The following is a 25,432-nucleotide window of genomic DNA, read 5'->3' as shown; positions in this document are numbered from 1 at the left end:
TGGGAGCGGGTACCGGCCTGTGGCTAATGCCTGTGCAGTATGAGCGTACAGCCCGGGCCGCAGGCAACGCCCATATTATAAAACTCACTCAAAAAAACACACCTAATAATCAACAACTTACAATCGCGTCATTATAAGCAATAGCGTGGCAACCGCACGGAAGCATATCCGTCCTGCATAGCATGCGATTGCTTCGTTCCTCAATGACATATAGTTATTCCCGCATCAATTCTCCAGCACCGCCCTTCGGCAGTACTTACTCCGGTAATCCTGCGGGGTTAATCCTGTTATCCGTTTAAAGATCTTTCTGAATGTTTTTAAATCGTTATACCCAACTTTATACATCAGCTCACTGATATTGAAATTAGTTTTCTCCAACCCTTTCTTTACCGATTCGATCTTTACTTTTTGCAGGTATTCCATCGGCGTATTTTGCGTAGCGCTTTTAAACCGCCGAATGAAATTACGCTTACTCATATTGGTTTGCCCCGCAATCTCCTCTACCGAAATAGGCAGATGATAATTATTTTCGATAAACAATTGTGAACGCATAATTTCCTGGTCTTCATGCTGGTGCTGCCCTTCAAATACCTTAAAATGCGCCTGACTGGTACGGTCAATATCCAGCGAAAACATTTTACTGGCCCAAATGCCGGTATCCCTGCCACAATACTTTTCAATGAGGTATAGTACCAGGTTCATACTTGAAAAAGCTCCGCCACTGGTATATGTACCGTCTTTATCGGTTGTCACCATATCTGGTAAAATTTCCACTTTGGGGTAACGCCGTTTCATATCATCAACAGCAACCCAATGGGTGGTACAGGGTTTACCGTTAAGCACGCCAGCTTCGGCCAAAAAGTAGCTGCCAAAGCAAAGGCTCGCTACTTCGGCGCCTTTATCGTACATATTTCTTATAAAATCTATCAGGTTTTTGTTTTTACGCATCACCAAATCGGGCGGACCATAAAATGCAGGAGCTATTACCAGGTCGATATTATTGATCTCATCAATGGTTTTAAAACCGGTAAACTGTGCAGGAAAATAAAGCAGGTTATTGTTTATTTTTTCGCCTACAAGCATTACGCTAAAAGCTTCGGCTTTGCCGCTTTCTACTAAAAAACGGTTAGTATGCCTCACCATATCCAACACGCCCGATATGGTTGAAAGATTGATGTCTTCGTGAATAAGCAGCGCTATTTCTTTCATTTGTTATAATTCAGGTTATTACAAATATATAAAAGCACCAGGCACAAAAACATGCAATAAGCCTCAAAAAACGTTAATCGGCGTTAAAAAGCTATCACTTAACCAGTTTAAAATTAAGCGTTTAAACATCAACTCAAGATCTCGGCTATTTCTTCAAAGCCTTTTTCGCGGGCCAGATCGGCAGGGAGTTTGCCGCCTTCCATTCGGGTAAAAACTTCAGCACCGCTTTCCAACAGTAAAATGATCAGCTCCAGGTTGCCGTTTTGCGCGGCCGAATGCAGTGGCGTGGCACCGGCTTGCTGCACCACATTCACTTTGGCACCGTTTTCAATCAGCATCCGGGCTATATCGGTATAATTTCCCGCCGCCGCCGAATGAATGGGAAACACGTTAAAACCATTATTTGATTGCAAATTAACACTTGCGCCTTTCAACACCAGGTAACGTGCTACATCAAACTGCCCGAAATAGCATGCAAGCCCAAGCGCTGTAAAGCCATCATCAGCATAATCATCAAGCGAGTTAGGGTTGATACCAACCAGGTGTGCAACAGCATCAAATTTACCGGCAGCAGCAGCTTCAAATAAGCTGATATCGCTCACATAATTTAACAATAAGTTAGTAACCTCAGGCTTTTTATAATAGCACGAAAGCATAAGCGGCGATACCTTAAGGCTTGTTTTTTGGGTAGCCAGGGCGGGATCACGGCCAAGCAGGGTATTAATGCTATCTAAATCGGCCGATGCAATGTATTCTTCCAGTCTTTCTATGCTCATTACTTAATTAAGTAAAGCGTTTACTTACGCGGGCGTTATATTTACTTTGTTAAATGTACGTTTTATACTGCGGGTAAATGTTGTTTTTCAATTATACTAAAAAATTAAAAATGTTACCAATAAGTTATATAATCTGTTAACTTTATATTCATTCGGCCTGTAATTTTTGGCGGGCTAATGAATCTTATATAAAATATTTACCGGTGATAACTGCAAAGTTTACATAGGTGAAATTTTACGTAAGTTTGCACATAAACGTTTGTTACATCAGGATGCCGGCAAAAGGAAATCAGTTTAGATCAAATAATTTCAAGGGAGAAAATCAGCCACGCCAAACCGGCAGGGCCGAACAGGAACGGGCGAAAGGCAGGAAATTACCTAAACTGCCCAGTTTTGACTTTGACTATGAAAACAGCAAGGCCGTAAAAATAGCAGGTTTGTTTTCGCTGTTATTATCTATTTTTTTCCTTATCGCTTTTACATCATACCTGTTTACATGGCAGGAAGATCAAAGCTATATTTCCAAAACAAACGGAGGCTGGCACAACCTGTCTACAGGCACCACAGTTCATGAAATTGCCGACCTGAGCGATCCAACCATCAGGGCGCAAAACTGGCTGGGCAAGTTTGGCGCATTATTATCAAACCAGTTTATTTACGAGTGGTTTGGCATTGCCTCATTCATATTTGTTTTTGTGTTTTTTGTTGTAGGATACCGCCTGCTTTTTAAAGCGAGATTATTTTCTATCCGTAAAACCCTGGCTTATTCCTTATTTAGCATTGTTTTTATTTCTGTAGCAATAGCTTATTTTCACTCATTTATAATTGATTATCCGCACTATTTTGAAGGTGGTTTTGGTTTTTGGACCAACCGTTTACTCGCTGCACAAATAGGCGAAGCCGGTACCGGCGGCCTGCTGGTGTTTTTAGCACTTACCGTTTTGGTAATAGCTTACAATATCGACTTTAAAATCCCCCAGCGTAAAAAACGTACAGTTGCGGCTATGGAAGTTGCTGAGATAGCACCTGAACCGGTTGACCTGATAGACGAAGAGCCATCTACTCCTCTTGAATGGCCGCGGGGCAATAACAAGATCCGCGAGACCCATGTAAGCAGTATCATGCCCGAGCCAATGGTTCAGGAGCCTTTTAGACCGGATCCTTTACGGCAACCGCCTATGGAGCAAATGCCCGAATATCATGAACCGGTGGTTTTACGCCCTGAAAATACAATTAAACACGAACCGGAAGAGGAAGAAGAAATTCCACTTACCATTGATACCAACAGGCCCCTGCCCGAACTAAGCGTTGAGCAGGCTGATGAAGCAAAACAGGATGACCTGTTAAGCAAATTTGGCGTTTATGACCATAAACTTGATCTGGCCTCGTACAAATTACCACATATAGAGTTACTGGAAAACCATGGTTCAAACAAGATCTCTGTTAATGCCGAAGAGCTGGAAGCCAATAAAAACAAAATTGTTGAAACGCTGAACCACTATAATATCGAGATCGATAAGATTAAGGCCACCATCGGCCCGACAGTTACCCTGTATGAGATCATTCCTGCTCCCGGTGTGAGGATCAGCAAGATCAAAAACCTGGAGGATGATATCGCACTAAGCTTAGCAGCCTTGGGAATCCGTATCATTGCGCCTATGCCGGGCAAGGGTACCATCGGTATTGAAGTGCCTAACCAGAACCCTGAAATGGTTTCGATGCGCTCTATCCTATCGACAGAAAAATACCAGAATACTACCATGGACCTGCCTATCGCTTTAGGCAAAACCATATCAAACGAGGTATTTATTGCCGATTTGGCCAAGATGCCGCACTTACTCGTTGCCGGTGCTACCGGCCAGGGTAAATCGGTTGGTATTAATGCCATATTGGTATCCCTGTTATACAAAAAACACCCTGCCGAGCTTAAGTTTGTATTGGTCGATCCTAAAAAGGTGGAACTTACACTCTTCCGTAAGATAGAAAGGCACTTTTTGGCTAAACTGCCTGATGACGGCGATGCCATTATCACCGATACTAAGAAGGTAGTAAACACCCTCAATTCGCTTTGTATTGAGATGGACCAGCGTTATGACCTGCTTAAAGATGCACAGGTACGTAACCTGAAAGAGTATAACGCCAAATTTGTTAACCGCAAAATCAGCGATCCGGAAAAACACCGCTACCTCCCGTTTATAGTTTTGGTGATTGACGAGTTTGCCGATTTGATGATGACCGCCGGTAAAGAGGTAGAAATGCCTATTGCCCGTATCGCGCAGCTGGCCCGTGCGGTGGGAATCCACCTGGTTATTGCCACACAACGTCCTTCGGTGAATATTATTACCGGTACTATTAAAGCCAACTTCCCGTCGAGACTGGCATTCAGGGTGCTCTCCAAAATCGACTCACGTACTATCCTTGATGCCGGTGGGGCCGATCAGCTGATCGGTCGCGGGGACATGTTATTCTCGACCGGCAGCGATTTGATCCGTTTGCAGTGCGCCTTTGTGGATACTCCTGAGGTTGAAGCTATATCTGATTTTATCGGCAACCAAAAAGGTTATCCATCGGCCATGTACCTGCCCGAATATGTGGGTGAAGGTGAAGCCAGCAGCGGAGCCAAAGAATACGATCCTGATGATCGTGACCCGATGTTTGAGGAAGCTGCCCGTTTAATTGTACTGCATCAGCAGGGTTCAACATCGCTTATTCAGCGCAAAATGAAACTGGGTTATAACCGCGCCGGTCGGATTATTGACCAGTTGGAAGCAGCCGGAATTGTAGGCCCGTTTGAAGGCAGCAAAGCCCGCGATGTACTTTATCCCGACGAATACAGCCTTGAACGCTACCTCGAAACACTGCAAAAACCGATTAAAGATTAAACCAAGCAAAATTTAATTACTCTAATCCAATAACTATTAATAATAATAGTTGTTGTTGAATAAAACTGAATGAAAAAGATCATAGCATATACCATTTTAGCAATAAGTACATACAGCACGGCTTTTGCACAGAAAGACAGCCAGGCAAAAGCCATTTTAAACCAGGTAAGCCAAAAATACCGTTCATATGATGTTATTAAAACCGATTTTACTTTTAGCCTGAATAATCAACAGGCTGGTATCAAGGAAACACAAACCGGCACCCTGATATCAAAAGCAAAAACCGGCAAATATCGGGTTACACTCTATAATTCGGCTGCAAAACCCGAGGTTGACAAAGAGATCATGAGCGATGGCAAAAGCCAGTGGACCTATCTTAAAAAAGACAAAGAGGTACAGGTAAGCGACGCAGATAAAGGCGGCGACGGACTAAGCAATCCGGCCCAGATCTTTACCATGTATGAAAAAGGTTTTAAGTACCTGTATACCGGCGAGCAAAAGATAGCCGGCAAAGCATATCAAACTATCGAACTTACTCCGGAGGATGATAAAAAAGCCATTTTTAAAGTAAAGCTGACTATCGATAAAGTAAAAAAACAGATCTATAGCGCTTTACTGTTTGATAAAAACGGCAACAGATACACTTATACTGTGCGTACCTTTACTCCTAACGTACCCGCTCCTGATGCTACTTTTGCCTGGGATACCAAAGGTCACCCCGGTGTTGAATTGGTGGACTTAAGGTAATCTCTTTTAGATATGAGATTTGAGACGTGAGATTTGAGATATTTTAAAGCGGGAGGTTTTACCTTCCGCTTTTTTTATTGTAATTCGCCGCCGCTCGCCGCCTGCCACAGGTGTTGGGAAGATGAAAGGTTCGTAGAAAAACAAAAAAAGCCATGTCATTGCGAGCGCAGCGTGGCAATCTCGTAGCCAATGCCTGTCCGATCTGCATAGCTACGAGATTGCTTCGTCGTTCCTCCTCGCAATGACATGGTCTTTTAAACAATATTCCCAGCGATCTTTCATCTTCCCAACAGCTATGGCCTCCTGGCGGGCAGCGGCAGTTTATCTTGGTAAATTTAGCTCCTTAATCTTCTCTAAGACAACCTCCACCCTTTCCTCAACAGCAGTATCCCCTTCAATAATCAGCAAAGGCGTTTTAAGATTATTCATCCAGTTTTTGTGCGAATGCAGGCTGCGGCTATTGGTAATAAGCTCATCATAACCGCGCGCCCAATCAATAAACTCATTATAAAGCCGGTTTCGCTCTTTATCTGTATAGATAATATCGCCGTAGCGTTCATGTTCCCTTTCCTCCAAACGCCGAATCCTTATAGCCGGTGGAATATATAAAAATACCGACAGGTCAAATTGCCAGTTATTATTCCAATTGATAACCGAGCCGCCAAGGATCCAATTTTCGTTACCTGCTATTTCATTGTTGATCATAGTATTTCTCTCTTCGGGCGGTCGCCGGTTAATAAAGGGAGGCTTGGAAGGGAACCAAAAATAATGATCGCTGTCGAAATAGGGATAGCCGAGCTTCCCGCTCAAAGCTTTGCCCAGCGTAGTTACACCCGAGCCTGAGGCGCCAAAGATGTTGATGTGCACGAGTTGTTATATTTAGCCCCAAACTTACTCATTTCCCGCTTTAACCCGCCGCTCCATTACCTCTTTCCAGGTGGTTAAAACGAAGCCTTTTTGTTTAAGATAAGCTTTCAGCCGCGGATCGGTCATGGCCAGCAGGTCGCCTTTTCGTTTCTGGCCTTCATTACAGATATTTTTAAACTGTGGCGATGGTTGAGTACAGTGCATCAGCACCATCGTTAATCCCGGCGAAAAACGGTCGAAGTTTTCGATATAGTGATCGGTGTACCATTTTTGCAGTTCCGTATCGGTAGCCTTGTCAATATCGGGCATTACCCAATCATAGCTTGAGTTATCAAGGTCATCTAATACGGGCAGGCCGCCTTTCCACACCAGTTCGCCAAGTTCCCTCACTTTGTTCAGTTCTGCCGGTTCGGGGATGGCCATGCCGTCGGTGTATTTACCGTCTTTTTTAAGCTGGGCTATTGTAGCATTTTTTGCTTCGGCCCGATAAAACAGGTCTTCGCCACCGGGCAACATTACGGGGATCTTCTTTTCAATCCCCAGGTTAATATATTTTTCAAGAAAAGCAGGCTTGGCAAACAGCGTTCCCATATGCGAGTCGAGGTGTGTTGGCGTAATGCCTATGGTTAAGGCGCGGTCAAGCTGGGCACGGATCTCCTTATCAATCTCATCGGCAGTAGCATGAAAATAAACAGCGACCACCCCCGGCCAGAACGCGCCCTCTTTATCCACCAGCCCCGGAACCGTAGCTTTGCCGGCCAGCGGCCCCCAGCGGTAATTTTGCCACTCGGAAGTGAGGGTTAAGTGCAAGCCTGCGTCAAGGCCCGGATGCTGATCCATATAGTGTTTAAAATCGGGCACCCATGGGCAGGGCATCATTATACTGGTTGAGGTAGCAACACCTTCGCCAATAGCCTTTTCAACCCCTTCGTTTGATTCATGCGACATACCCGCATCATCAACATGCAGGATAATTACACGCGAACCTTTAGGCCAGCCAAGCTTTTCGGCATAGGTTTTTGTTTGCTGGGCAAAAACAGAAATGCTAAAAACAATGCATATTGCAGTAAGCAGTAAGTTCTTCATCCGGATAGTTTTAGGATATAAAAGGTTAATAAAAATAGAAATTAAATTAGCAAATGTGACATGCAAATGCCAATTTAAGTCCGGTAAATACACCCATTTTTACTACTTTTGAAATTAATGCTGCCCGCAACTAATCATACGCTCGAGAAACTGGAAATGCTGTTGAAAACAGCAGGCTACAAAGTGCGTTATGAAAAGGGCAACTTTAAAACCGGTGCATGTTTACTGCTTAGCAGTAAAATGATTGTAGTAAACCGTTTCTCCAACCTGGAAAGCAAGATCCTTGCCTTGACAGAATTATTACGCGAGCTTGAGGTGGATTACAAATTGCTTGACGATAAACAGATTGCATTTTTGCAGGATATTAAACAAACAAAACTGCAACTGTGACCATAACATTTTTAGGAACCGGAACATCGCAGGGCGTACCTGTTATTGCCTGTAATTGCGAGGTGTGCCTTTCAACAGACAAACATGATAAGCGCCTGCGCAGCTCTGTTTTAATTGAAGCCGAAGATAAAGTTATTTCAATTGATTCGGGCCCTGATTTCAGGTACCAGATGCTGCGGGCTAATGTACAACACCTCGACGCTATAGTTTTTACGCATGAGCATAAAGATCACATTGCCGGTATGGATGATATCCGTGCGTTTAACTACAAACAAAATGTACCAATGGACATTTATGCAGACGAGCGGGTACAGAAAGCTCTGGCACGTGAATTTCCTTATATTTTTGATGGCACCGGATATCCGGGTATTCCGCAGGTAAACATGCATACTATTGCGCTTGAGCCATTCAAAATTGGCAATATTGAGCTCATCCCTATCGAGGTATTTCATTACAGGTTGCCAATTAAAGGTTTCAGGGTTAAAGATTTCACGTACCTTACCGATGCCAAAACCATCCCGGATACCGAAAAGAAAAAAATAAAAGGCACTAAAATTTTAGTGATAAACGCCCTGCAAAAGGAAACTCATATCTCCCATTTCACGCTTGAAGAAGCCATCGCTTTTGCCAATGATATTGGGGCAGAAACCACTTACTTTACACACATAAGCCACAGGCTCGGTAAACATGCAGATGTATCTAAAGAGTTGCCTGCCGGTATAGAACTGGCTTATGACGGCCTGAAATTGACTATTTAACGTCTCTATAAATTCGCGGCACCTTTTCTTCGCAGTTACGCAAATAAAACAGCCCCTAATTTTAATTAATTATTTAAGCGGCGAGCGATTTTAGTACATGAACTCATCTGTTTTTGTTTATAAATCTTTGTATATCAACCTGGCAATTGACCCTAATTTCATGGAATATCTTGTTTATGTAAGCACAGCTAAAAAGTTAATGAGTGATGATGAATTACTGGACCTGCTACAAACAGCGCGAATAAAAAACGCAAAGTATAATGTTACAGGCATGCTCCTTTACAGTGAAGGCACTTTTATACAAGCACTTGAGGGCGAAAAAGAAGACCTTTACACCATCTACAAAGCTATTGAGCTCGATTTTCGCCATCGTAATATTATCCTGATGATAACCGGAAGTGTTGAAGAAAGGATCTTCCCTAAATGGTCTATGGCTTTTGCATCGGTAAATGCAGATGAACTGGAATTAATAGAAGGCTATTTAAGCCCTTCGGCTAAAAACTTCATAGGCAACAATAACCACGCTACTGTTGTTATGCTCAAAACTTTTGCCGAAACCAACAGATTATCTATTTCATTTTAAAAGCCTTAATTATTTAATCCGTGGCCGGTTTTATGTTGAAGTTCATCTATCCGTTTGGATGCTTCGGCCTTGGTCAATGATCCGTCAAACTCTTCACCGGCTTCGTCCGATAATGTTTTAAGATAAGAATGTTGTGCCCCGGTCATAGGTTCATCGCCTGTTGTCCATTCATCAGGGTCTTTTACCTTGTTTGAGCCTTTTATATGATTTTGGTTAATGATCTCTTCATCGTCCGACTCATCAAAAAAGCCGTTATCGGTTACATCATTGGGGTTGATAGCCATAACTACTGTTTTATAGCAACAACCGCCCGGATATCACATTGTTTTAGAATGAGCAACATTGCGGTCACAACTCAATAAAGCTTACCCTGTCAATAGCACCCTTGTATTGTTTTAAATGGCCTTTATCGCTCGCATCAACCACACCGCGAATGGTTACTTTACGTTTATTCATTTGAGTAAACTGACCATCATTATAAGTAAACAACCCGATATGTGTCCCCGGTAAATAAAGCGGACAATCCTGGCTAAAATCAACCCATATAGCATTATGCAGATCGTGATTTGAAAAAAGGCTATCGTTAAAAAGCGCCGATTGCTCATTCCCCTCCTTGTATTTGCCGCTCACCTCCACATATTGCTTATCGTATTTTTCGATATTATTGATAAGCTCGGTAAAAGAAACCTTTTTATAGTCTTTGGAAATATTGCAATCGCTTTGAAAAATCTTTTTTTGTTTGGCACATGCCCCAAGCAAAACTAACAACGGTAAAATCCGGAGCAGATTTTTGATATGGGAAAACGCAACAGTCATATAAATCAGGAATGTTTAAGATACCGAAAATATCTGTCATTAAATCTTATAACAGATATTTTACGGGGAGGTTACAGATACTCTGATTAAATTGAGGTTCATTTCTGCTAAAACGTTTAGGCAACTTGCGGTTTAGCTTTATGCTATTATTTTTGTACATCAACATTTAACCTGAATTAATCTCCCATGAAATTAAAACTGATAGGCACTTTACTCCTATTGTCAGCATTTGGCGCACGGGCCCAGCAAAAAGTTATTCCACTTTATCCCGACGCTGCTCCCGGCTCCGAAAACTGGAGCTGGAATGAGGATGAAAGCGATAATAATGCTTTTAACACCAAAGTAGTTTACAACGTTACCCGCCCCTCATTGAGCGTTTTTCTGCCCGATTCGGCAATTAACACCGGCACTGCGGTAGTCATTTGCCCAGGAGGCGGTTTTCATACACTTTCTATTAACAGCGAAGGTTACGATGTAGCTAAATGGCTCAACAAACAGGGTGCTGCCTGTTTTGTATTGAAATATCGCCTGGCACATAGTTTAACTAATGATCCGGTAAAGGAACTGATAACCAAAATGAGCCAGAAAGACTTCCCCAAACAGGTAGCGCCTATCATTCCGCTGGCAGTTGCTGACGCACGCTCGGCACTTGCTTATGTACGCGACCATGCCGCCGAATATCATGTTTCGCCGCAACGCATCGGGATCATGGGGTTTTCGGCAGGCGGCACGCTGGCCGGCGCAGTTGCATTTAACTATACAGCCGCTAATAAACCTGATTTTGACGCACCTATTTATGGCTATATACCGCCCGAGCTGCTTTCAAAAATCCCCGACGATGCACCGCCAATGTTCATTGCAGCTGCCACTGATGATCAGCTTGGCCTGGCGCCGCATAGTGTGGAGCTCTACAATAAGTGGCTGGCATCAAATCACAGCGCCGAACTGCACATGTACGCAAAGGGTGGCCATGGTTTTGGCATGCGTAAACAAAACCTGCCTACGGATAACTGGATTGAGCGTTTTAACGACTGGCTGGAGCTTAAAGGCTTTCTTAAACCAGTAGATCCTAAAATAAAAACGGTTAAAGAAAGGAACGAGCAATGGGAGGCCTACCATAAGCAATGGGAAGATTCGTTTCATAAAGACTGGGCAAATATGGGCCGCTACAAAGCCGATAACGAAAAGGTAAAAGCATCGGCCCCCAACCCTAAAAGCGTAGTTTACATGGGCGATTCCATTACCGACTTCTGGCTCAACAGGGATTCAACCTTTTGGAGCGGTAAGCCATATTATAACCGTGGCATCAGCGGGCAAACCACCACCCAGATGCTGGTACGCTTCCGCGAGGACGTGATCAACCTGAAACCCGGCGCAGTCGTGATCCTTGCCGGCATCAATGATATTGCTCAAAATAATGGACCGATAGCTATTGAAGACATCTTTGGCAATATCCAATCCATGGCCTTATTGGCTAAAGCGGCCAATATTAAAGTGGTTTTATGCTCGGTGCTGCCCGCCTATGCCTTCCCGTGGCGCCCCGGCATGGAACCGGCTCAAAAAGTTATCCAGCTTAATGCTATGATCAAGGCTTTTGCCGATGCCAACAAAATGGTGTATGTGGATTATCATAGTGCCATGGCCGACGGGCGCAAAGGCCTGCCCAAAAACCTTGCCGCCGATGGCGTACACCCTACTGTTGAAGGATACCGGATAATGGGGCCATTAGTAGAAAAGGGGATTGCAGAGGCTTTGAAGAAGAAGTAAAATGAAAAATATGTCATTGCGAGGAGGAACGCCGAAGCAATCGCACGGAGGCATGGCCACTCTGTATAGCATGCGATTGCCACGTCGCGCCCAGGCTCATGCCCATTTTCGCTCCTCGCAATGACATATTTTATAAGGTACTCAATCCCTCCCCATAAATATTCAAACTGGCCGTTGTTGGTGTTGTCACCAACAACTCTACACCATCCAACTGGTGCCCTATCTGGTGGTTGTTGGTGACAAGACCAACAAGGGCATAGGCTTATCTGCTTTAACGACGCATAAACCCCTCCCTGCCACTACACAAATCTGCCGCCCCCCTCCCCAAGGAGGGAATTAAAAAATCTTCCGAACACCTATGGTGACAACAACGGCATAAAAAATTCAAACTTATACCCTCTACTTGTTCACCTCCCTCAATACATTCCTGATAAAGATCCCTGCGGGGGTTAGGTTAGCTTCTGTCCAGCCGCCATAAACCGGGGCATTGTGTTGCAGCAGGGCGGTGGTTTCGTGTTTATCGGTTACGTTCCAGTTAGTCCAGCTTAGCTTATTGTCTTCCATCCATTTGAGCCAGGTTTGGCTCTTCTGAAGGTTAAACTCACCATCGCCATTGGCTTCCCCTACTCCCCACTCTGTAATGATCAATGGTAGCTTTAATGCTATGGCTTTATCAGCTTTTGCACGTAGTGCTTCCTGGTGATATGGGTCGCTGGCATAAAAATGGAAAGAATAGGCTATGTTGTTGTAGTCCTTTATCGGATCGGCAGCGGCAATGTCTACATCCTGGTCCCAGTGCGGGCTGCCAACTACTATGATGTTATCCTTATCATATTTCCGAATTTCGGGGATGATCTGCAGCGCATAATCTTTAACCGTTTTCCAGTCAGTTTTTTCGGGTTCATTCCAGACCTCGTAGATCACATTAGGCACGCCGGCATACTTTTTAGCCATCTGCCGAAAAAAATCTCTCGACTGGCTAACATGCTGGTTTGAATGATGATCGTGCCAGTCTATCAATACATAAATCCCGCTCCTTATAGCCTGATCAACCACATTAACAATGAGTTCTTTTTGCTGTTCGGGCTGTTGCAGGTAACCGCTATCGGGCTGCACGCCCATTGATGCACGAATAATCAAGGCTTTAAAATCGTCGGCAAGCCAACTTACCACTCCGGGATTATAATACTTATGCCCCTGCCAAAGCGACCACGAGAGGCTAATCCCCCGCAACCGGGGAGCGGAACCGTGTTCGTTCACGAGTACACCGTTTTCAATCTTCAATTTACCGTTTTGAATTACAGGCGTTTGGGCTGATACAGAATAACTAAATGCAACCAATAATAAAAGCGCTATAAAGACCTTCATCTGTTATCAAATTTAAAGGCAAGTAATTTATAGCTACGTTATTGGTTTTAAAGCAACATGTAAAAATTTGATTAGATAATGGTAAAAACAGCCAAAGTTTATCAACCGTTATTATTCAGGGAATGCTTTTTATCTACATTCGCGCATTATTGTTTCAGCATGAAAAAGTAAAACCAATACCTTCTTTTAAAAATGTTGATGTTTTTAATTTAGTAAATCGGATATTGGGACTTAAATACAATGGCAAAGTTGATGGCACCAATCAGCTCGCCGATGAAATCATCAAAAAAATAAAAACATCCTATGAAAAACGTATTCAGGCTCCTGATCATCATATTATCACCACTGGCTTTACATGCCCAAAACCCTGCCGTTGTAAAACAGCAGGCAACCCTAATGGCGCAAAGCATGACTAAAGGCGATTATAAAAGCATAGTTAATTATACCTATCCCAAAGCTGTACAAATGGCCGGTGGCAAAGAAAAAATGACAGCCATGATAAGCGCTGCCATGCAGCAAATGAAAACTGCAGGTATCAGTTTTGAAAGTATTACGGTAGGTACCCCGGGTAAATTTTATAAAGCAGGAAAAGAAACCCACTGCCTGCTGCCCGAAACTATTATTATGACCAGTACTAAAGGGCGCATGGCCATGCACAGTAACCTGCTGGCGGTTAGCGGAGATGGCGGCAAAAACTGGTCGTTCCTGGATATGAATAATTCAACTGCCGATAAGGTGCAGCAGCTGATCCCAAACTTTAATCCAGCCTTAAAAATTCCACCAGCTACTACCGAGCCATTACAATAACAGCGAGGTTTGGGCTGTTGGCTTATTATCGTCTCTCTGGATAAATTGAGGGCGCATTAACTGCGTGCCCAATGCCTTGTTTAATTCCTCAACTACATAATCGGCCAGTTCGGGCGAGTAGCGCTCATCGTGCTGGTGCATAAAAAACCATACCGATTTAAGGCCCTGCTCCTTCCAGTTTTTGATCCGCTTTACCCATTCATCAACACGGGCATAATCTGTAGGGTGCAGACTATTGCCTACAAAGCGAATGAAAGCATGAGGTGTTGGTAAAGCCATGTGCACCACATCCCGGCGGCCGCTGGCATCGGTTATGATAGAGCCAATATTGAGATCCCGGAAAAGGTTAAATACCCTGTCGCGGTTATCGGCAACGGCAAACCAATCTTTATGGCGCAGTTCAACAAATACCGGGATATCTTTAGGCAATTGTTCAAGATAGGCCTTCAGCTCCGGGAAACTTTTTGGTGTATAATTATCGCTTAGCTGCAAAAACAGGGGGCCAAGCTTGTCGCCAAAAGCCAGGACACCTTCATAATAGGTAGTAGTAATATCCTCCGCATTTTTTAACCGGCGAATATGGCTGATACTTTGCGAAAACTTAGGACAAAATTTAAAACCGGGATTACTATCGGCCTTAGCCTTCCATTTAGCAACGGTATCAGGACTGTAAACGTTATAAAAAGTAGCGTTAAGCTCAATACAATCAAAGTGCTTAACGTATTCATCTAAAAAATTAGCGTCTTTGGTTTTTAGGGGATAGATCTTACCAATCCATTCCTTGCGTCCCCACTTAGCGCAGCCAACATGCACCTGCAGGGGCATATCACTTTTTGCGGCGGCAAGGGCATCAACAGTTATCTGCGGATCGGCCGGCAAGGTAAAATCAACCCTTGCTAATTCTTCGTCCGTTACTCTACCAAATTCCATATTGCTTTTTTGCGGGAAAGATACGGTTTTGATTAATTAGGTGAGTAGTTGATGAATTGATTAAGTGAGTGGTTATTTGATCAACATTAAACCTAATCAACCACTCTCCCAATCAACTACTCACTAAACTACAAGAACATCCCACCTGAAGCTTCAATACGCTGAGCATTGATCCAGCGGGCATCCTCCGTGCATAAAAATGCGACCACACCGCCTATATCATCGGGTTGTCCCACCCTACCTAAAGCGGTAAATTGCGCCATCCTTTCTTCCAAACCCGGATGCGAGTCGAACGCTGCCTTGGTAAAGTCGGTTTGAATAATACCGGGAGCCACAACGTTTGCGGCTATACCGCGACTACCCAATTCTTTTGCAAGATACTTGGTGAATACTTCAATAGCTCCTTTCATTGAGGCATAAGCGGCATATCCCGGAGTTGAAAAACGGGCCAAACCGGTCGAAAAATTAATGATCCGGCCACCATCAGCAATTACGGTTAAACTCTTCTGCGTTAAAAAGTAAACGCCTTTAAAATGCACGTTAAACAGGTTATCAAAATCCTCTTCAGTAGTTTGTGCAAATGGCGAGGCAGCATCAATACCCGCATTATTGACCAGGAAATCAAAGGTATCCCGGCTCCATTTTTCGTTGAGGGTTGCTTTTAGTGTTGCAATAAAAGCATCGAAGGTGGATACAATACCTGTATCCAGTTGCAAAGCAGCAGCTTTTTGGCCCATCGATTCTATTTCGGCAACAACGGCTTCAGCTTCTTCTTTTTTACTGCGATAAGTTACTATAACATCGATCCCTTTTTGGGCGATGTGCTTAGCAGCGTTTTTGCCTAAGCCACGGCTGCCACCGGTTATCAATGCAATTTTATTTGTTCCCATTGTTGATGTTTTTTAATGTTTTAACAATACAAAGATGCGATGGTTGGTGAATAAAATTATGGTGACTACTTCAGATTAAATGGTGACCATTTCAGTTTTTTTATTCAGATTGACTACTAAAAAGTAAAAGCGAAGGGACTGACAATTCCTTCTCCATGGGAGCTACTGTGTATAAATATCTTGATGATTTTATTATTAATTGAAAAACGATGTCATTTCGAACGAACCACGGGGAGGATTTGTGCATCAGCGGGTGAGGAGAAATCTTATACGCCCTGCTTTTAATCGCGTAACTATGCATATCGTAAAAGATTTCTCACCCTTCCCCCGCTATTTCCCACCCTTCAAGGGCTCGAAATGACATTTTTTAGCTGAACAGATGTGTACACAAAGTAGCCCCCATGGAGAGGGAATCGCACAGCCCGAACTCTTAAAACCGTCTGACTGTCTTTTCAGCAGACATCATAACCAACTAATCATAAATTTATCTCCCTCAAAATCAACACCGAACAAATAAAAATTAAATTAAACTACTTAAACCATAGGAATTATATAATTTATTTTTACATTTGCACTGTCAACAACGACAAAGCGTTCTTTTTATAACTTATCAAGAAAGACTGAGGGAAAGGCCCAAAGACGTCTTAGCAACCTGTACATCCGCATAATGTAAAAGGTGCTAATTCCTGCTCCTGTGCAAAACGGGAGAGAGATAATTATATCTACACCCCACAACCGATCTGATTAAGTGATTTTTTTCTATAATTTTCAAGTCGCGTGACCGAGAGGATAGGTGGGGGTCCGCAATACCCTAAACGGCAGTTCGAATCTGCCCGCGACATCAAATTTTCCAAATAGTTCTTCATCTCATATTTCCTGAATCTGCTTTTGCTGAAATCAAGCCGCACAAAAACTATTTTTCGCCCTTTAAAAAGTGCAAACTAAATTCATATATTTAGCATTGCTTAACCTGCATTTAAGCAAGATAAACCAGCGTAAATTATTGCAATTGCTTTTTACTTATGAAAATCTTCAACATTGTATGGGTTGTACTTTTTATCATTTTTGCGGGTTTACAATATAACGATCCCGACCCATACCTTTGGATGCCCATTTACCTGTATTGCGCCTGGTTTTGCTATCTGGCTGCTAAAAAGGAATATTACCCTATTGGTTACGCAGCAGGCATTGCCATTTTTACAGGTTACGCCATTTACAAAATATTTGACAATAATGGCCTTATTGATTGGTTTGAATATCACCACGCCGAAAGCCTTGTGCAAACCATGAAAGCCGAAAAGCCATGGGTTGAAGAAGTACGCGAATTTTTTGGTTTACTAATTTGCGTGGCTGTGCTTGCAGCTAATTGGGTTTATGGTATAAAGCAAAATAAAAAAGTACCGGTTAAAAAGGGGAAGCGGTAAAGCTATATAAGGGTTTATTACAAAATAACATCAAATAAAAAAATCGTCATTGCGAGTGACCACCAGGGAATCCCCGGAAAAAATCGTAATGACGTGCAAAATACGTTTTAGAGATGGCGCGCTGGGCCGCGTTAGGGATTGCAGTGAAAAGCCCGGAGCGTGTGCGGGTTTGTGTGTGGGCAAAGCGAGGACTTGTAACGGAAAGCCCGGGCCGCAGGCAACGCCCATGTTATAAAATCCGCCAAAAAAACACCTAATAATCAACAACTTACAGACAAGTCATTATAAACAACGAATTGTAGATACTATTTTCTTTAAGTTCAAGCCCAATTTTTGTTGCCAACATACAGACTTCCTTTTTAATACTTCCTTTACAAATACGACAATCCTCTAAATTCTCCATCACCATAATAAAACGGCTCAAAGCTATCTTCGGCAAGCTCGCAGCTTACCTGCATAGTGGTAAATGTAACATCACCAAAAATATTGGCTATGGCCGAGTCGGCAGCATCATGGCCTGTAGCTATTTTAATGAGGCCATTTAAAGGCACTAACCGCGTTGCATCAAAAAGGATCCATTTGCCACCCAGATATGCCTCAAAGCAGGCATGAAAATCGGCAGGTTTAAGATGATAAGCATAGCCCGTAAAATAGCGGGCCGGTATAGTTAAGGCCCTGCAAAGGGCTATGCCCAGGTGCGCAAAATCACGGCAAACGCCGGCTTGTTCAGTCACCGTATCAAAAGCCGATGTTTGTGAATTGGTTGAACCGCTTAAGTATTGTACGTTTTTATGAATCCAGTTGGTTAATTCAACCACCTGCTCAAAGGGGTTAGTAATATGCCCGAACATATTGTGTGCGAGGCGGTATAACTTATCCGACTGGCAATAGCGGCTCGGGTTAAGATAAGGCAGCACCGGCGAAGGCAATTCAGAAACGTGGGTTTCCTGCAAATGACCAAAATCTGCTACCTCATAGCAATTATCGATGGTAGCCTTATAGGTGACTTTAATGTTGGGGATATCAGCGCTTACATCAAAACGCACTAATCGGTTTTCGCCCTGCAGGGTTTGCAATTCCTCAAACCTTATATAGGGTTCTAATTCAAACTCTTCACTTATTACCGTTTGATTTGTGCTCCTTAAAGCATGTATATTTAAAATCAATGTGCCCGGCGACCGTACTATATATTCCATTTGGGAAAACACATCGAATTTCATACTATCAGCCTTCTGTTTTTATTTCTTCTAATTTATTAAATGTGGCATCCATCCAGTCTTCCGAAATATGGTCGAGCGCCAGTTTAAGCTCCTCGGCCCATTGGGTTGAGATATGCTCCAGATCTTGTTTGTTATAACGTTGCTCAACAATATTGAAGCTATCCCTTTTATAAACAGCAACATCTATCGGAAAATCGACATTATTTGAACTTACCCTTGTTGAATCGAACGAAAGGAAACCCGTTTTCAATGCTAATCTCAAGCTCGAATCCTCATCAAGGATCCGGTTCAGGATAGCCTTACCGTGGCCCGAGTTACCGATAACTACATAGGGTGCTCCCTGCCCTAACTCAACCCAGTTTCCTTCGGGATAAAGCAAAAAAAGTTTATGCTCATCATCATCACGCAATTGCCCGCCTATAATGGTGTTCAGGTCGAACCTTAAGCCCGAAGCATCAAGAGATTCCTTATCTTCCTGGGCAGCGCGCTTTACCTGCTCACCAAATGCATTCACAGCTTTGTACATTTTATTGAACTCGGCTGTTTCCAGTAATTCGTTAAAATATATTACCGCCTTATCACGTACCGACCGTAAACCACTGGTCATGATAAACAACGAAAAATGATCCTTTTGCTCAATCGTGATCTTCTTTTTTACAGTGGTATCCGTTCCCGAAGTTATGCGGGTATCGGCTATAGCCAATAAACCCTCCTTAACTTTAATTCCGAGGCAATAAGTCATTTGATTAGCGTAGTTCGTTATAAATTAATACTTGCCAAAGTAATTAAATAATGCGAGATTTATTACCATAACCACTTATTTACCGATACATCTTTTAAGACCTAATCATTTTTATTTTACTGCTTCAAATGAGTTTCAGATCAGCGCTTCCCATCCTGTTGTTGTTTTTAACCATAAACTTTGCAAAAGCGCAAAAACACAGCCCTATCCCCGTTATTTTTGATACAGATATTGCCGGCGACTATGACGATGTTGGTGCTATGGCCTTATTGCATGCCTTTGCTGATAAAGGCGAAGCCAAAATACTGGCTACCATATCATGTAACGCGTTTGAAACCACGGCCCCAACTATCAGCGTGATCAATACTTATTTTGGCAGACCTGAGATCCCGATAGGTATTGTAAAAAAAGACAAACCTAATAAGGACTGCGCACAGCGATGGGCCCAGGCTATTGTTGCCCGATATCCGCACAACATTAAATCAAACAGCCAGGCAATTGAGGCGGTGCCCCTTTACCGTAAAATTCTGGCAAGCCAGGCCGATGGCAGTGTAACCATTATTTCGGTTGGATTTTTTACTAACCTGGCCGATCTGCTTAGGTCCGGCCCCGACAAATACAGCAAATTAACCGGAGAACAACTGGTGAAACAAAAGGTAAAAAATCTGGTATCTATGGCTACCGGAATAGGTACTGATGGCAAAAGTTTTAGCGAATACAATGTAAATGTGGATGCAGCTTCGGCACGGGAGGTATTTAAAAACTGGCCTGCTCCCATAACCCTTAGCGGCTTTGAAATAGGCGAAAAGATATTGACAGGGATTCGCCTCATTAACAATAAATCGATACAAAACAGCCCGGTAAAAGATGCTTTTAGGATTGCACTCACTAAAGATAAAAATACTGTTGGGCGCAACAGTTGGGACGAAACTGCTGTATTAACAGCCATCAGAGGCCCCAAACCTTATTTTACCTATCGTAAACTTAATATGGAAATAAAGGATGATGGCACTGACGTAGTAATACCAGGCGAAAAATTTTCATACCTTCAATTAGCTATACAACCTGATGCTATTGCAAAAGATATTGAACAACTGATGATGCACCAACCGTTAAAAAAATGAAAAAGTAGGCGCCACTAAAATACCAACTACTTGGTATTGAATTTTCAGCCAATTGGTGCCACCTTAGTTTCACCATGAATAAACCAATTAAAATACAGGTGGCTATCTTTTGTGAGCCTTGCATTATCTGCGGTAGCCGGCCCGTCATAGCACAGGCCAAAGGCAAATTTATTGTAAGATGCGGCGCTAACGCCGATCACTATCAAACCCCGCCGGGACTGGTTGACATAGCCAACTGGAATAAGCACAACCATCGCGAAGCAGATAGCAGCCCTGCTACGAGGCACCTTAAACATGGCTGATCATTTGAAGTATCGGGTTACCACATAACCGATTGCTTCCTTAATATATGTGCCCCAACCTGCCAGGGCACCAGCATTGGGAAGAAAATCATCAAAAGAAACGGCAAACCTCCGGCTGGTAAAATTACAGGGATACGCAACTACGTCGATCCCCTGCTTTTTAAATATCATCATAGAACGGCGCATATGGAAGGCAGAAGTAACCAACAGATAAGGCCCTTTAAGCTTATGTTGCTGCAGCACTTCTTTTGAAAACATAGCGTTTTCAATGGTGTTACGTGATTTGGATTCGCTCAACACACAACTATCCGGTACCTGCATCTCTTTAAGTTGTTCTTTTACCCAATCTCCTTCTCTAAAACCCGACGGCATTAAAAGTCCATTCCCGCCTGATACAAGCAAATGGCTAACTTGTCCCGTTTTCTGCAACCGAACTCCCTGGATAAACCTGTCGGCAGCGGAATTAAAAAAGCCGCCGCCATTGCCGTCGTCCGAGCTGAAACCGCCCAGTACTATAGCACAGGTATACTTTTTGCCAACAGGCATAGCAGTTTCCCTGATATCCCAGCACCAGCTAACCAGGTTAATTAACAGCGAATTAGAGAAGATATAAAGTACAATAATACTCGTAAGCAAAAATTTTCGTTTACGTTTTACGTTCTTGGAAAAAAGGGCTATCAGTAAAAATGCAAATACCCATAAAAGCAGGCTCATTAAAAATGAAAGCACTTTTGAAAATATAAAAAACATATTGTAGCTATAATGTTTAAGTGCTTCAAATATAGAAGCTTTTAATAAACCGGGTAACAAACTGGCATTATCATTGTCATATATAACATAAAAAATTAAGATGGGCTTTATCAAAACTCTTGCTATAGGTGCTGCAGTTGCTTACGGAATAAATTACGTAACCAAAAAAGGACCCGACGGTAAATCGATTATCGATAACCTTGTTGACAATGCCCCTGAATGGGCAGATCGCGCAAAAAAATACGGCGAACTTACTTTAGAGCAGATTGCCGTACGTACTCAAAATTTCAGGGATAACAGCAGGCGGTAATACAACTTGCTTTGTACGTAATAAGTATATTTTTGGCATGTTTCACCTCCTGCCTGAGAAAGGTATTCTACAATAAAAATATATCATTGCGAGTAACCACCGGGAAAGTCCTAAAAAAATGAGATGACGTGTAAGCTGTGTTTTAGGGGTATTGTGCGGGGGCTGCGTTAGGGATAGAAGCGTAAAGCCCACAGCGCGGGTTAGGTTTGCGGGTAGGAAAGGCGAGGACTTGTAGCGGATAGCCCGGGCCGCAGGCAACGCCCATATAATAAAACAGATCGAAAAAAAATACTTAATAATCAATAACTTACTATCACATCATTATAAGCGAAAGCGTGGCAATCGTATACTATACAAAACGGCCATGCTTATGTGCGATTGCCACGTCGCGCCGCCCGAAACCCAACGCTGGCTCCTCGCAATGACATAAAGTAAAACTAACCCCAACAATTAACAATTAAGCTGCCTCATCAGCCATTGCTCACGATACTGCTTTGGCGTTACGCCTTCAAAACGCTTAAAAAACTTGGTAAAATTTGACGGATCGAAAGTAAGCCGGCTAGCTATTTCAGCTATGCTTACGATATTTTCCTGAAGCATGGCTTTGGCAATTTCCATGATCTTCTCTTCGAAAAAGAAACAGGGGTGCTTCCCGGTGGTGAGTTTGATGGTATTGCTTAGGTGTGTGGGATGGATATGCATTTCATTGGCAAAGTCGCGGATCTCATACATATCCAAAACGCGGTTGTTCAGCACATCGTCAAGATGCTTGTCAATGGCCTTCAGATAGTCGGCGGTAATTTCATGCTGACGGGCCAGTATTTTCTTAGGAACAGTGAGCGTTGCGTCCATAACACAAAACTAAGCAAACAGATCGGGCTTAAACAGCGGTGCTACGCGCTTTTTAGATGCCTGCTCATAGGCATATCCCAATTTTATGATGTCACCCTCTTTGTAGGCCGTGCTAAAAAACGATAACCCAACCGGCAAGCCATGTGCCAGGCCCATAGGTACTGTAATATGCGGATACCCTGCCATAGCCGCTGGCCCCGAAAAACTGAAACCATTATCATAATCGCCATTTACCAGGTCGATACATACTGCGGGGCCATTAGTGATGCCTATAATGGCGTCAAGTTTATATTTGGCAAGCATCTCATCAATAACTTTACGGGTACCAGCATTGGTTTGTTTAACCGCGTCAAGATACTCTTTACTGTTCAGATCGCCTTTGGCCTGTGCTAACTCCAGGGTTTCCTGTTTAAAGAAAGGCATTGCTTTAGCTTCATTCTGTTTGTTGAAAGCAATAACGTCGGCCAATGTTTTTATTTTGCTGTTGGCATTGCCGAAGTATTGGTTAAGGCCATCTTTAAATTCATAAAGCAGCACGGTAAATTCATTGTTGTTAATGGTCTTTAGCTCTTTGTTAAGTTCAATCTCCACCACTTCGGCACCTTTGCTTTTCAGCGTTTTAATAGCGTCCTGCAATAGTGCAACCACGGCAGGGCTATCATTAAGTGCCGATTTTTCAATGCCCAAACGTTTACCCTGTAAGCCATTCGCATCTAAAAATTTAGTATAATCGGCCTCCACCTTACCTTTGCTGCCAAGTGTTGCCAAATCAAGCGTATCAATACCGGTAAGAGCACCGAGCAATATTGCGGCATCCTTAACCGTACGCGTCATAGGTCCGGCAGTATCCTGTGTTTTGGAAATTGGGATAATGCCCGACCGGCTCCATAAGCCCACTGTTGGCTTAATGCCCACCAAACCATTAACTGACGCCGGTGAAACTATAGAGCCATTAGTTTCAGTGCCGATACCTATAACACAAAGATTGGCCGCAACGGCCGTTCCCGTGCCTGCACTTGAACCGCTGGGGTTCCTGTCTAAAATATAGGGATTTTTAGTTTGCCCTCCCCTGCTGCTCCATGCGCTGGTTGAATGTGTGGAGCGAAAGTTTGCCCACTCGCTTAAATTAGTCTTACCCAATATTACTGCACCCGCCTCACGAAGCTTATGCACTATAAAAGCGTCCTGTTTTGCAAAATTATCGGCCAAAGCCAACGATCCTGCAGTGGTATGCATGTTATCACCTGTGTTGATATTATCCTTGATCAGCACAGGTATGCCATGCAGCGGACCGCGCACTTTGCCCTTTTCACGTTCACGGTCCATCACATCGGCCATGTTCAGGGCATCTTTATTAAGCTCGATCACAGCGTTGAGCATAATGCCTTTTTTATCTATCTGGTCAATACGCTTAAGGTACAGTTCGGTAATCAGCCTTGAAGTAAACTGCTTGCCCTGCATTTTTTGCTGCAGATCAGTAATGGTTATTTCACTCAGTTCAAATATGTCGTCCTTGCTGTTTTCGGAAGCAACGGTATCATCTGCTTTATTTTCGGCCGATGGCTGGTTGCAGGAAGCCGCAACTAAAGTAGAGATGGTTAAACTCGCCAGCGAACCTGTTTTGAGGAAATTTCTTCTATGCATAACTGTTTAAATAAAAGGCATTACAAGTAACAAAATATTTAACTACTTTGAAAATTACAGAGGCGTAGGTAGTTAAATGTTACAAAGCATGTACAAAATCACACAAAGGCGCTAAGTCACAAAACTATTACAGCTTGCCCCCCTTTGCGTCTTAGCGCCTTTGCGTGAAACTATTCTTCTTGATATCTTATTTCGATATCATCCCCGATATCACATTAATACTCAACGCCACAATAGCGGTATTAAAAGCAAAAGAAATTAACCCGTGCAGCCATGCCAGGCGGCGGATAGAACGGGCCGAGATCTCCACATCCGATACCTGGAAGGTCATGCCTACAACAAAAGAAAAGTATACAAAATCGAGATAGTCGGGCTCTTTTTCCTCGCCCGGAAATTCGAGCCCACCGAGGTGTTTGAGTTTTTTATCATCATCGGGGGCTGTAGTATAATACATATGGGCATAACGCAACGTAAATATGGTATGCACCAGCCACCAGGACACAATTACCGAAGCCATCGCCAATAAAACCCGCGCCGTCACAACTGCATCCGATTGGTTTTTTGTGGACAATAACAGGAATACTATCGCCAGTAAGCTCATCAGCGATGACACGATTACAAACAAAAATATCAACGTACGACTTGAGTCTTCAATACTGGCTATTCTCCGGATCTCAGCAGGATTAGCCGTAAGGATAATAATCCAATCCATAATAATGATGCATAAACCGAATGCTATCCAGGTTACCAAAGCAACTGTTGGCGCCGAAAAATTCGACCACGAGAAAAATAGTGTTATTGCTGCGGCTCCTAACGAAATCAGGAGGCGATGATGGGCATCAAGACTAAAAAAGACTTTTGTTTTTGTTTTGGCTTTTTGAGGCATACAATTTAAGCTACACCATAAATATGATAATGTTTGATGTAGAATAAATGAAGATACTAAAAATCGTCTTCGTCAACAATCCAGGCCACACGGCCAACCTGCCCGTCATCCAGCTGCACCTTTATTCCGCGCGAATGGTAAGCCGCGCTCGTGAGCAACCGTTTTACAAAGCCGCGGGTCAGCGTACCGGTACGCTGATCTTTTTTTAGGATGGTGTCAACCTCAAGGCCTGGGTATATATCGCTTCTGTTTTGTCCGTTCATGACCGTTGATTTTTTTGATTACGTTGATTGCGCTGATTT

27 protein-coding genes and 1 riboswitch are annotated in these 25,432 nt (G+C 43.2%); of the genes, 11 read left to right on the top strand and 16 right to left on the bottom strand.

Annotation, left to right across the window (positions count from 1 at the left end):
- Positions 1 to 225 precede the first annotated feature (225 nt).
- Entirely contained in the window at positions 226 to 1,209 is a 984-nt protein-coding gene (locus tag AC59JO_RS12635) for a GlxA family transcriptional regulator (RefSeq protein WP_413666544.1), read from the bottom strand.
- 128 nt (positions 1,210 to 1,337) lie between these two features.
- Complete coding sequence (locus AC59JO_RS12630; protein ID WP_413666543.1) at positions 1,338 to 1,985, bottom strand: ankyrin repeat domain-containing protein; 648 nt, start codon at positions 1,983 to 1,985, stop codon at positions 1,338 to 1,340.
- A gap of 272 nt (positions 1,986 to 2,257) precedes the next feature.
- Here AC59JO_RS12630 and AC59JO_RS12625 point away from each other — a divergent pair, with 272 nt between their 5' ends.
- Together AC59JO_RS12625 and lolA1 are read left to right on the top strand one after the other, a co-directional pair.
- Positions 2,258 to 4,867 carry an FtsK/SpoIIIE family DNA translocase gene (locus tag AC59JO_RS12625; RefSeq protein WP_497305944.1) on the top strand — a complete coding sequence of 870 codons (2,610 nt, stop codon included), beginning with the start codon at positions 2,258 to 2,260 and terminating at the stop codon, positions 4,865 to 4,867.
- Between the two features lie 69 nt (positions 4,868 to 4,936).
- Positions 4,937 to 5,614 carry an outer membrane lipoprotein periplasmic chaperone LolA1 gene (gene lolA1 / locus AC59JO_RS12620; protein WP_413666541.1) on the top strand — a complete coding sequence of 226 codons (678 nt, stop codon included), beginning with the start codon at positions 4,937 to 4,939 and terminating at the stop codon, positions 5,612 to 5,614.
- 321 nt (positions 5,615 to 5,935) lie between these two features.
- Here the strand turns inward: lolA1 and AC59JO_RS12615 are convergent, their stop codons facing one another.
- The gene (locus AC59JO_RS12615) at positions 5,936 to 6,481 is read right to left on the bottom strand and encodes an AAA family ATPase (protein ID WP_497305676.1); all 546 of its coding nucleotides are present in this window, start codon (positions 6,479 to 6,481) and stop codon (positions 5,936 to 5,938) included.
- A gap of 24 nt (positions 6,482 to 6,505) precedes the next feature.
- On the bottom strand, positions 6,506 to 7,567 hold the full coding sequence (locus AC59JO_RS12610; protein ID WP_497305674.1) for a polysaccharide deacetylase family protein: 1,062 nt from the start codon (positions 7,565 to 7,567) through the stop codon (positions 6,506 to 6,508).
- A gap of 117 nt (positions 7,568 to 7,684) precedes the next feature.
- Here AC59JO_RS12610 and AC59JO_RS12605 point away from each other — a divergent pair, with 117 nt between their 5' ends.
- The 3 genes from AC59JO_RS12605 (at position 7,685) to AC59JO_RS12595 (ending at position 9,298) form a co-directional block, all read left to right on the top strand.
- Entirely contained in the window at positions 7,685 to 7,957 is a 273-nt protein-coding gene (locus AC59JO_RS12605; protein WP_497305672.1) for a hypothetical protein, read from the top strand.
- Positions 7,954 to 8,715 (top strand): MBL fold metallo-hydrolase, encoded by a 762-nt coding sequence (locus AC59JO_RS12600; RefSeq protein ID WP_497305670.1) that lies wholly within the window; start codon positions 7,954 to 7,956, stop codon positions 8,713 to 8,715. The genes AC59JO_RS12605 and AC59JO_RS12600 overlap by 4 nt, the downstream gene beginning before the upstream one ends.
- A gap of 97 nt (positions 8,716 to 8,812) precedes the next feature.
- Positions 8,813 to 9,298: a BLUF domain-containing protein gene (locus tag AC59JO_RS12595; protein WP_497305668.1), complete on the top strand. Its 486-nt coding sequence runs from the start codon at positions 8,813 to 8,815 to the stop codon at positions 9,296 to 9,298.
- A gap of 5 nt (positions 9,299 to 9,303) precedes the next feature.
- Here the strand turns inward: AC59JO_RS12595 and AC59JO_RS12590 are convergent, their stop codons facing one another.
- Positions 9,304 to 9,582 (bottom strand): DUF3072 domain-containing protein, encoded by a 279-nt coding sequence (locus AC59JO_RS12590; protein ID WP_497305666.1) that lies wholly within the window; start codon positions 9,580 to 9,582, stop codon positions 9,304 to 9,306.
- Positions 9,583 to 9,646: 64 nt separating this feature from the next.
- On the bottom strand, positions 9,647 to 10,114 hold the full coding sequence (locus AC59JO_RS12585; protein WP_413666532.1) for a hypothetical protein: 468 nt from the start codon (positions 10,112 to 10,114) through the stop codon (positions 9,647 to 9,649).
- Between the two features lie 186 nt (positions 10,115 to 10,300).
- Between AC59JO_RS12585 and AC59JO_RS12580 the strand changes: the two genes are divergently transcribed.
- Entirely contained in the window at positions 10,301 to 11,881 is a 1,581-nt protein-coding gene (locus AC59JO_RS12580) for a GDSL-type esterase/lipase family protein (protein WP_497305664.1), read from the top strand.
- Positions 11,882 to 12,280: 399 nt separating this feature from the next.
- Here the strand turns inward: AC59JO_RS12580 and AC59JO_RS12575 are convergent, their stop codons facing one another.
- The gene (locus tag AC59JO_RS12575; RefSeq protein ID WP_413666530.1) at positions 12,281 to 13,249 is read right to left on the bottom strand and encodes a glycoside hydrolase family 5 protein; all 969 of its coding nucleotides are present in this window, start codon (positions 13,247 to 13,249) and stop codon (positions 12,281 to 12,283) included.
- Positions 13,250 to 13,552: 303 nt separating this feature from the next.
- On the opposite strand from AC59JO_RS12575, the gene AC59JO_RS12570 reads away from it, so the two are divergent.
- On the top strand, positions 13,553 to 14,056 hold the full coding sequence (locus AC59JO_RS12570) for a hypothetical protein (protein ID WP_413666529.1): 504 nt from the start codon (positions 13,553 to 13,555) through the stop codon (positions 14,054 to 14,056).
- Here the strand turns inward: AC59JO_RS12570 and AC59JO_RS12565 are convergent.
- Positions 14,048 to 14,986 (bottom strand): DUF72 domain-containing protein, encoded by a 939-nt coding sequence (locus AC59JO_RS12565; RefSeq protein ID WP_413666528.1) that lies wholly within the window; start codon positions 14,984 to 14,986, stop codon positions 14,048 to 14,050. The two genes, AC59JO_RS12570 and AC59JO_RS12565, sit on opposite strands and share 9 nt — an antisense overlap.
- Positions 14,987 to 15,114: 128 nt before the next feature.
- Positions 15,115 to 15,876, bottom strand: a complete 762-nt coding sequence (locus AC59JO_RS12560) for an SDR family oxidoreductase (protein WP_497305661.1) — start codon at positions 15,874 to 15,876, stop codon at positions 15,115 to 15,117.
- A 604-nt stretch (positions 15,877 to 16,480) separates the two neighbouring features.
- Positions 16,481 to 16,595: riboswitch (SAM riboswitch) on the top strand.
- A 303-nt stretch (positions 16,596 to 16,898) separates the two neighbouring features.
- On the opposite strand from AC59JO_RS12560, the gene AC59JO_RS12555 reads away from it, so the two are divergent.
- The gene (locus tag AC59JO_RS12555; protein WP_497305659.1) at positions 16,899 to 17,300 is read left to right on the top strand and encodes a transmembrane 220 family protein; all 402 of its coding nucleotides are present in this window, start codon (positions 16,899 to 16,901) and stop codon (positions 17,298 to 17,300) included.
- A 371-nt stretch (positions 17,301 to 17,671) separates the two neighbouring features.
- On the opposite strand, the gene AC59JO_RS12550 is transcribed toward AC59JO_RS12555, so the two are convergent.
- Positions 17,672 to 18,520 (bottom strand): transglutaminase-like domain-containing protein, encoded by an 849-nt coding sequence (locus AC59JO_RS12550; RefSeq protein WP_497305657.1) that lies wholly within the window; start codon positions 18,518 to 18,520, stop codon positions 17,672 to 17,674.
- Positions 18,521 to 18,524: 4 nt separating this feature from the next.
- Complete coding sequence (locus tag AC59JO_RS12545; protein ID WP_413666524.1) at positions 18,525 to 19,262, bottom strand: proteasome-type protease; 738 nt, start codon at positions 19,260 to 19,262, stop codon at positions 18,525 to 18,527.
- Between the two features lie 128 nt (positions 19,263 to 19,390).
- Here AC59JO_RS12545 and AC59JO_RS12540 point away from each other — a divergent pair, with 128 nt between their 5' ends.
- Together AC59JO_RS12540 and AC59JO_RS12535 are read left to right on the top strand one after the other, a co-directional pair.
- The gene (locus AC59JO_RS12540; protein ID WP_497305655.1) at positions 19,391 to 20,386 is read left to right on the top strand and encodes a nucleoside hydrolase; all 996 of its coding nucleotides are present in this window, start codon (positions 19,391 to 19,393) and stop codon (positions 20,384 to 20,386) included.
- A 74-nt stretch (positions 20,387 to 20,460) separates the two neighbouring features.
- On the top strand, positions 20,461 to 20,688 hold the full coding sequence (locus AC59JO_RS12535) for a hypothetical protein (RefSeq protein ID WP_413666522.1): 228 nt from the start codon (positions 20,461 to 20,463) through the stop codon (positions 20,686 to 20,688).
- Here AC59JO_RS12535 and AC59JO_RS12530 read toward each other — a convergent pair whose 3' ends face one another.
- Positions 20,689 to 21,438, bottom strand: coding sequence for a YdcF family protein (locus tag AC59JO_RS12530; protein WP_497305653.1), 750 nt, complete (start codon positions 21,436 to 21,438; stop codon positions 20,689 to 20,691).
- Between the two features lie 100 nt (positions 21,439 to 21,538).
- Between AC59JO_RS12530 and AC59JO_RS12525 the strand changes: the two genes are divergently transcribed.
- A complete protein-coding gene (locus AC59JO_RS12525; protein WP_091175047.1) occupies positions 21,539 to 21,748 on the top strand; it encodes a hypothetical protein in 210 nt (69 codons plus the stop codon).
- Between the two features lie 450 nt (positions 21,749 to 22,198).
- Here the strand turns inward: AC59JO_RS12525 and AC59JO_RS12520 are convergent, their stop codons facing one another.
- From AC59JO_RS12520 to AC59JO_RS12505, 4 genes are all read right to left on the bottom strand, one after another.
- Positions 22,199 to 22,600 carry a helix-turn-helix domain-containing protein gene (locus AC59JO_RS12520; RefSeq protein ID WP_413666520.1) on the bottom strand — a complete coding sequence of 134 codons (402 nt, stop codon included), beginning with the start codon at positions 22,598 to 22,600 and terminating at the stop codon, positions 22,199 to 22,201.
- 9 nt (positions 22,601 to 22,609) lie between these two features.
- A complete protein-coding gene (locus AC59JO_RS12515) occupies positions 22,610 to 24,244 on the bottom strand; it encodes an amidase (protein WP_497305650.1) in 1,635 nt (544 codons plus the stop codon).
- A gap of 187 nt (positions 24,245 to 24,431) precedes the next feature.
- The gene (locus AC59JO_RS12510) at positions 24,432 to 24,956 is read right to left on the bottom strand and encodes a DUF1345 domain-containing protein (protein WP_413666518.1); all 525 of its coding nucleotides are present in this window, start codon (positions 24,954 to 24,956) and stop codon (positions 24,432 to 24,434) included.
- A gap of 230 nt (positions 24,957 to 25,186) precedes the next feature.
- Positions 25,187 to 25,393, bottom strand: coding sequence for a YwbE family protein (locus tag AC59JO_RS12505; protein WP_497305648.1), 207 nt, complete (start codon positions 25,391 to 25,393; stop codon positions 25,187 to 25,189).
- Positions 25,394 to 25,432 lie beyond the last annotated feature (39 nt).

The sequence above is a fragment of the Mucilaginibacter sp. A5337 genome (assembly GCF_059690695.1).
This window is presented reverse-complemented; position numbering and strand designations above follow the sequence as displayed.

Coding starts and splice junctions, on each gene's coding strand:
- lolA1 (WP_413666541.1), top strand. CDS start 4,937: ATGAAAAAGATCATAGCATATACCATTTTAGCAATAAGTACATACAGC.
- AC59JO_RS12610 (WP_497305674.1), bottom strand. CDS start 7,567: ATGAAGAACTTACTGCTTACTGCAATATGCATTGTTTTTAGCATTTCT.
- AC59JO_RS12515 (WP_497305650.1), bottom strand. CDS start 24,244: ATGCATAGAAGAAATTTCCTCAAAACAGGTTCGCTGGCGAGTTTAACC.
- AC59JO_RS12550 (WP_497305657.1), bottom strand. CDS start 18,520: ATGAAATTCGATGTGTTTTCCCAAATGGAATATATAGTACGGTCGCCG.
- AC59JO_RS12560 (WP_497305661.1), bottom strand. CDS start 15,876: ATGGGAACAAATAAAATTGCATTGATAACCGGTGGCAGCCGTGGCTTA.
- AC59JO_RS12605 (WP_497305672.1), top strand. CDS start 7,685: ATGCTGCCCGCAACTAATCATACGCTCGAGAAACTGGAAATGCTGTTG.
- AC59JO_RS12590 (WP_497305666.1), bottom strand. CDS start 9,582: ATGGCTATCAACCCCAATGATGTAACCGATAACGGCTTTTTTGATGAG.
- AC59JO_RS12545 (WP_413666524.1), bottom strand. CDS start 19,262: ATGACTTATTGCCTCGGAATTAAAGTTAAGGAGGGTTTATTGGCTATA.
- AC59JO_RS12510 (WP_413666518.1), bottom strand. CDS start 24,956: ATGGATTGGATTATTATCCTTACGGCTAATCCTGCTGAGATCCGGAGA.
- AC59JO_RS12565 (WP_413666528.1), bottom strand. CDS start 14,986: ATGGAATTTGGTAGAGTAACGGACGAAGAATTAGCAAGGGTTGATTTT.
- AC59JO_RS12525 (WP_091175047.1), top strand. CDS start 21,539: ATGGGCTTTATCAAAACTCTTGCTATAGGTGCTGCAGTTGCTTACGGA.
- AC59JO_RS12535 (WP_413666522.1), top strand. CDS start 20,461: ATGAATAAACCAATTAAAATACAGGTGGCTATCTTTTGTGAGCCTTGC.
- AC59JO_RS12530 (WP_497305653.1), bottom strand. CDS start 21,438: ATGTTTTTTATATTTTCAAAAGTGCTTTCATTTTTAATGAGCCTGCTT.
- AC59JO_RS12540 (WP_497305655.1), top strand. CDS start 19,391: ATGAGTTTCAGATCAGCGCTTCCCATCCTGTTGTTGTTTTTAACCATA.
- AC59JO_RS12635 (WP_413666544.1), bottom strand. CDS start 1,209: ATGAAAGAAATAGCGCTGCTTATTCACGAAGACATCAATCTTTCAACC.
- AC59JO_RS12580 (WP_497305664.1), top strand. CDS start 10,301: ATGAAATTAAAACTGATAGGCACTTTACTCCTATTGTCAGCATTTGGC.
- AC59JO_RS12630 (WP_413666543.1), bottom strand. CDS start 1,985: ATGAGCATAGAAAGACTGGAAGAATACATTGCATCGGCCGATTTAGAT.
- AC59JO_RS12520 (WP_413666520.1), bottom strand. CDS start 22,600: ATGGACGCAACGCTCACTGTTCCTAAGAAAATACTGGCCCGTCAGCAT.
- AC59JO_RS12575 (WP_413666530.1), bottom strand. CDS start 13,249: ATGAAGGTCTTTATAGCGCTTTTATTATTGGTTGCATTTAGTTATTCT.
- AC59JO_RS12505 (WP_497305648.1), bottom strand. CDS start 25,393: ATGAACGGACAAAACAGAAGCGATATATACCCAGGCCTTGAGGTTGAC.
- AC59JO_RS12595 (WP_497305668.1), top strand. CDS start 8,813: ATGAACTCATCTGTTTTTGTTTATAAATCTTTGTATATCAACCTGGCA.
- AC59JO_RS12625 (WP_497305944.1), top strand. CDS start 2,258: ATGCCGGCAAAAGGAAATCAGTTTAGATCAAATAATTTCAAGGGAGAA.
- AC59JO_RS12585 (WP_413666532.1), bottom strand. CDS start 10,114: ATGACTGTTGCGTTTTCCCATATCAAAAATCTGCTCCGGATTTTACCG.
- AC59JO_RS12570 (WP_413666529.1), top strand. CDS start 13,553: ATGAAAAACGTATTCAGGCTCCTGATCATCATATTATCACCACTGGCT.
- AC59JO_RS12555 (WP_497305659.1), top strand. CDS start 16,899: ATGAAAATCTTCAACATTGTATGGGTTGTACTTTTTATCATTTTTGCG.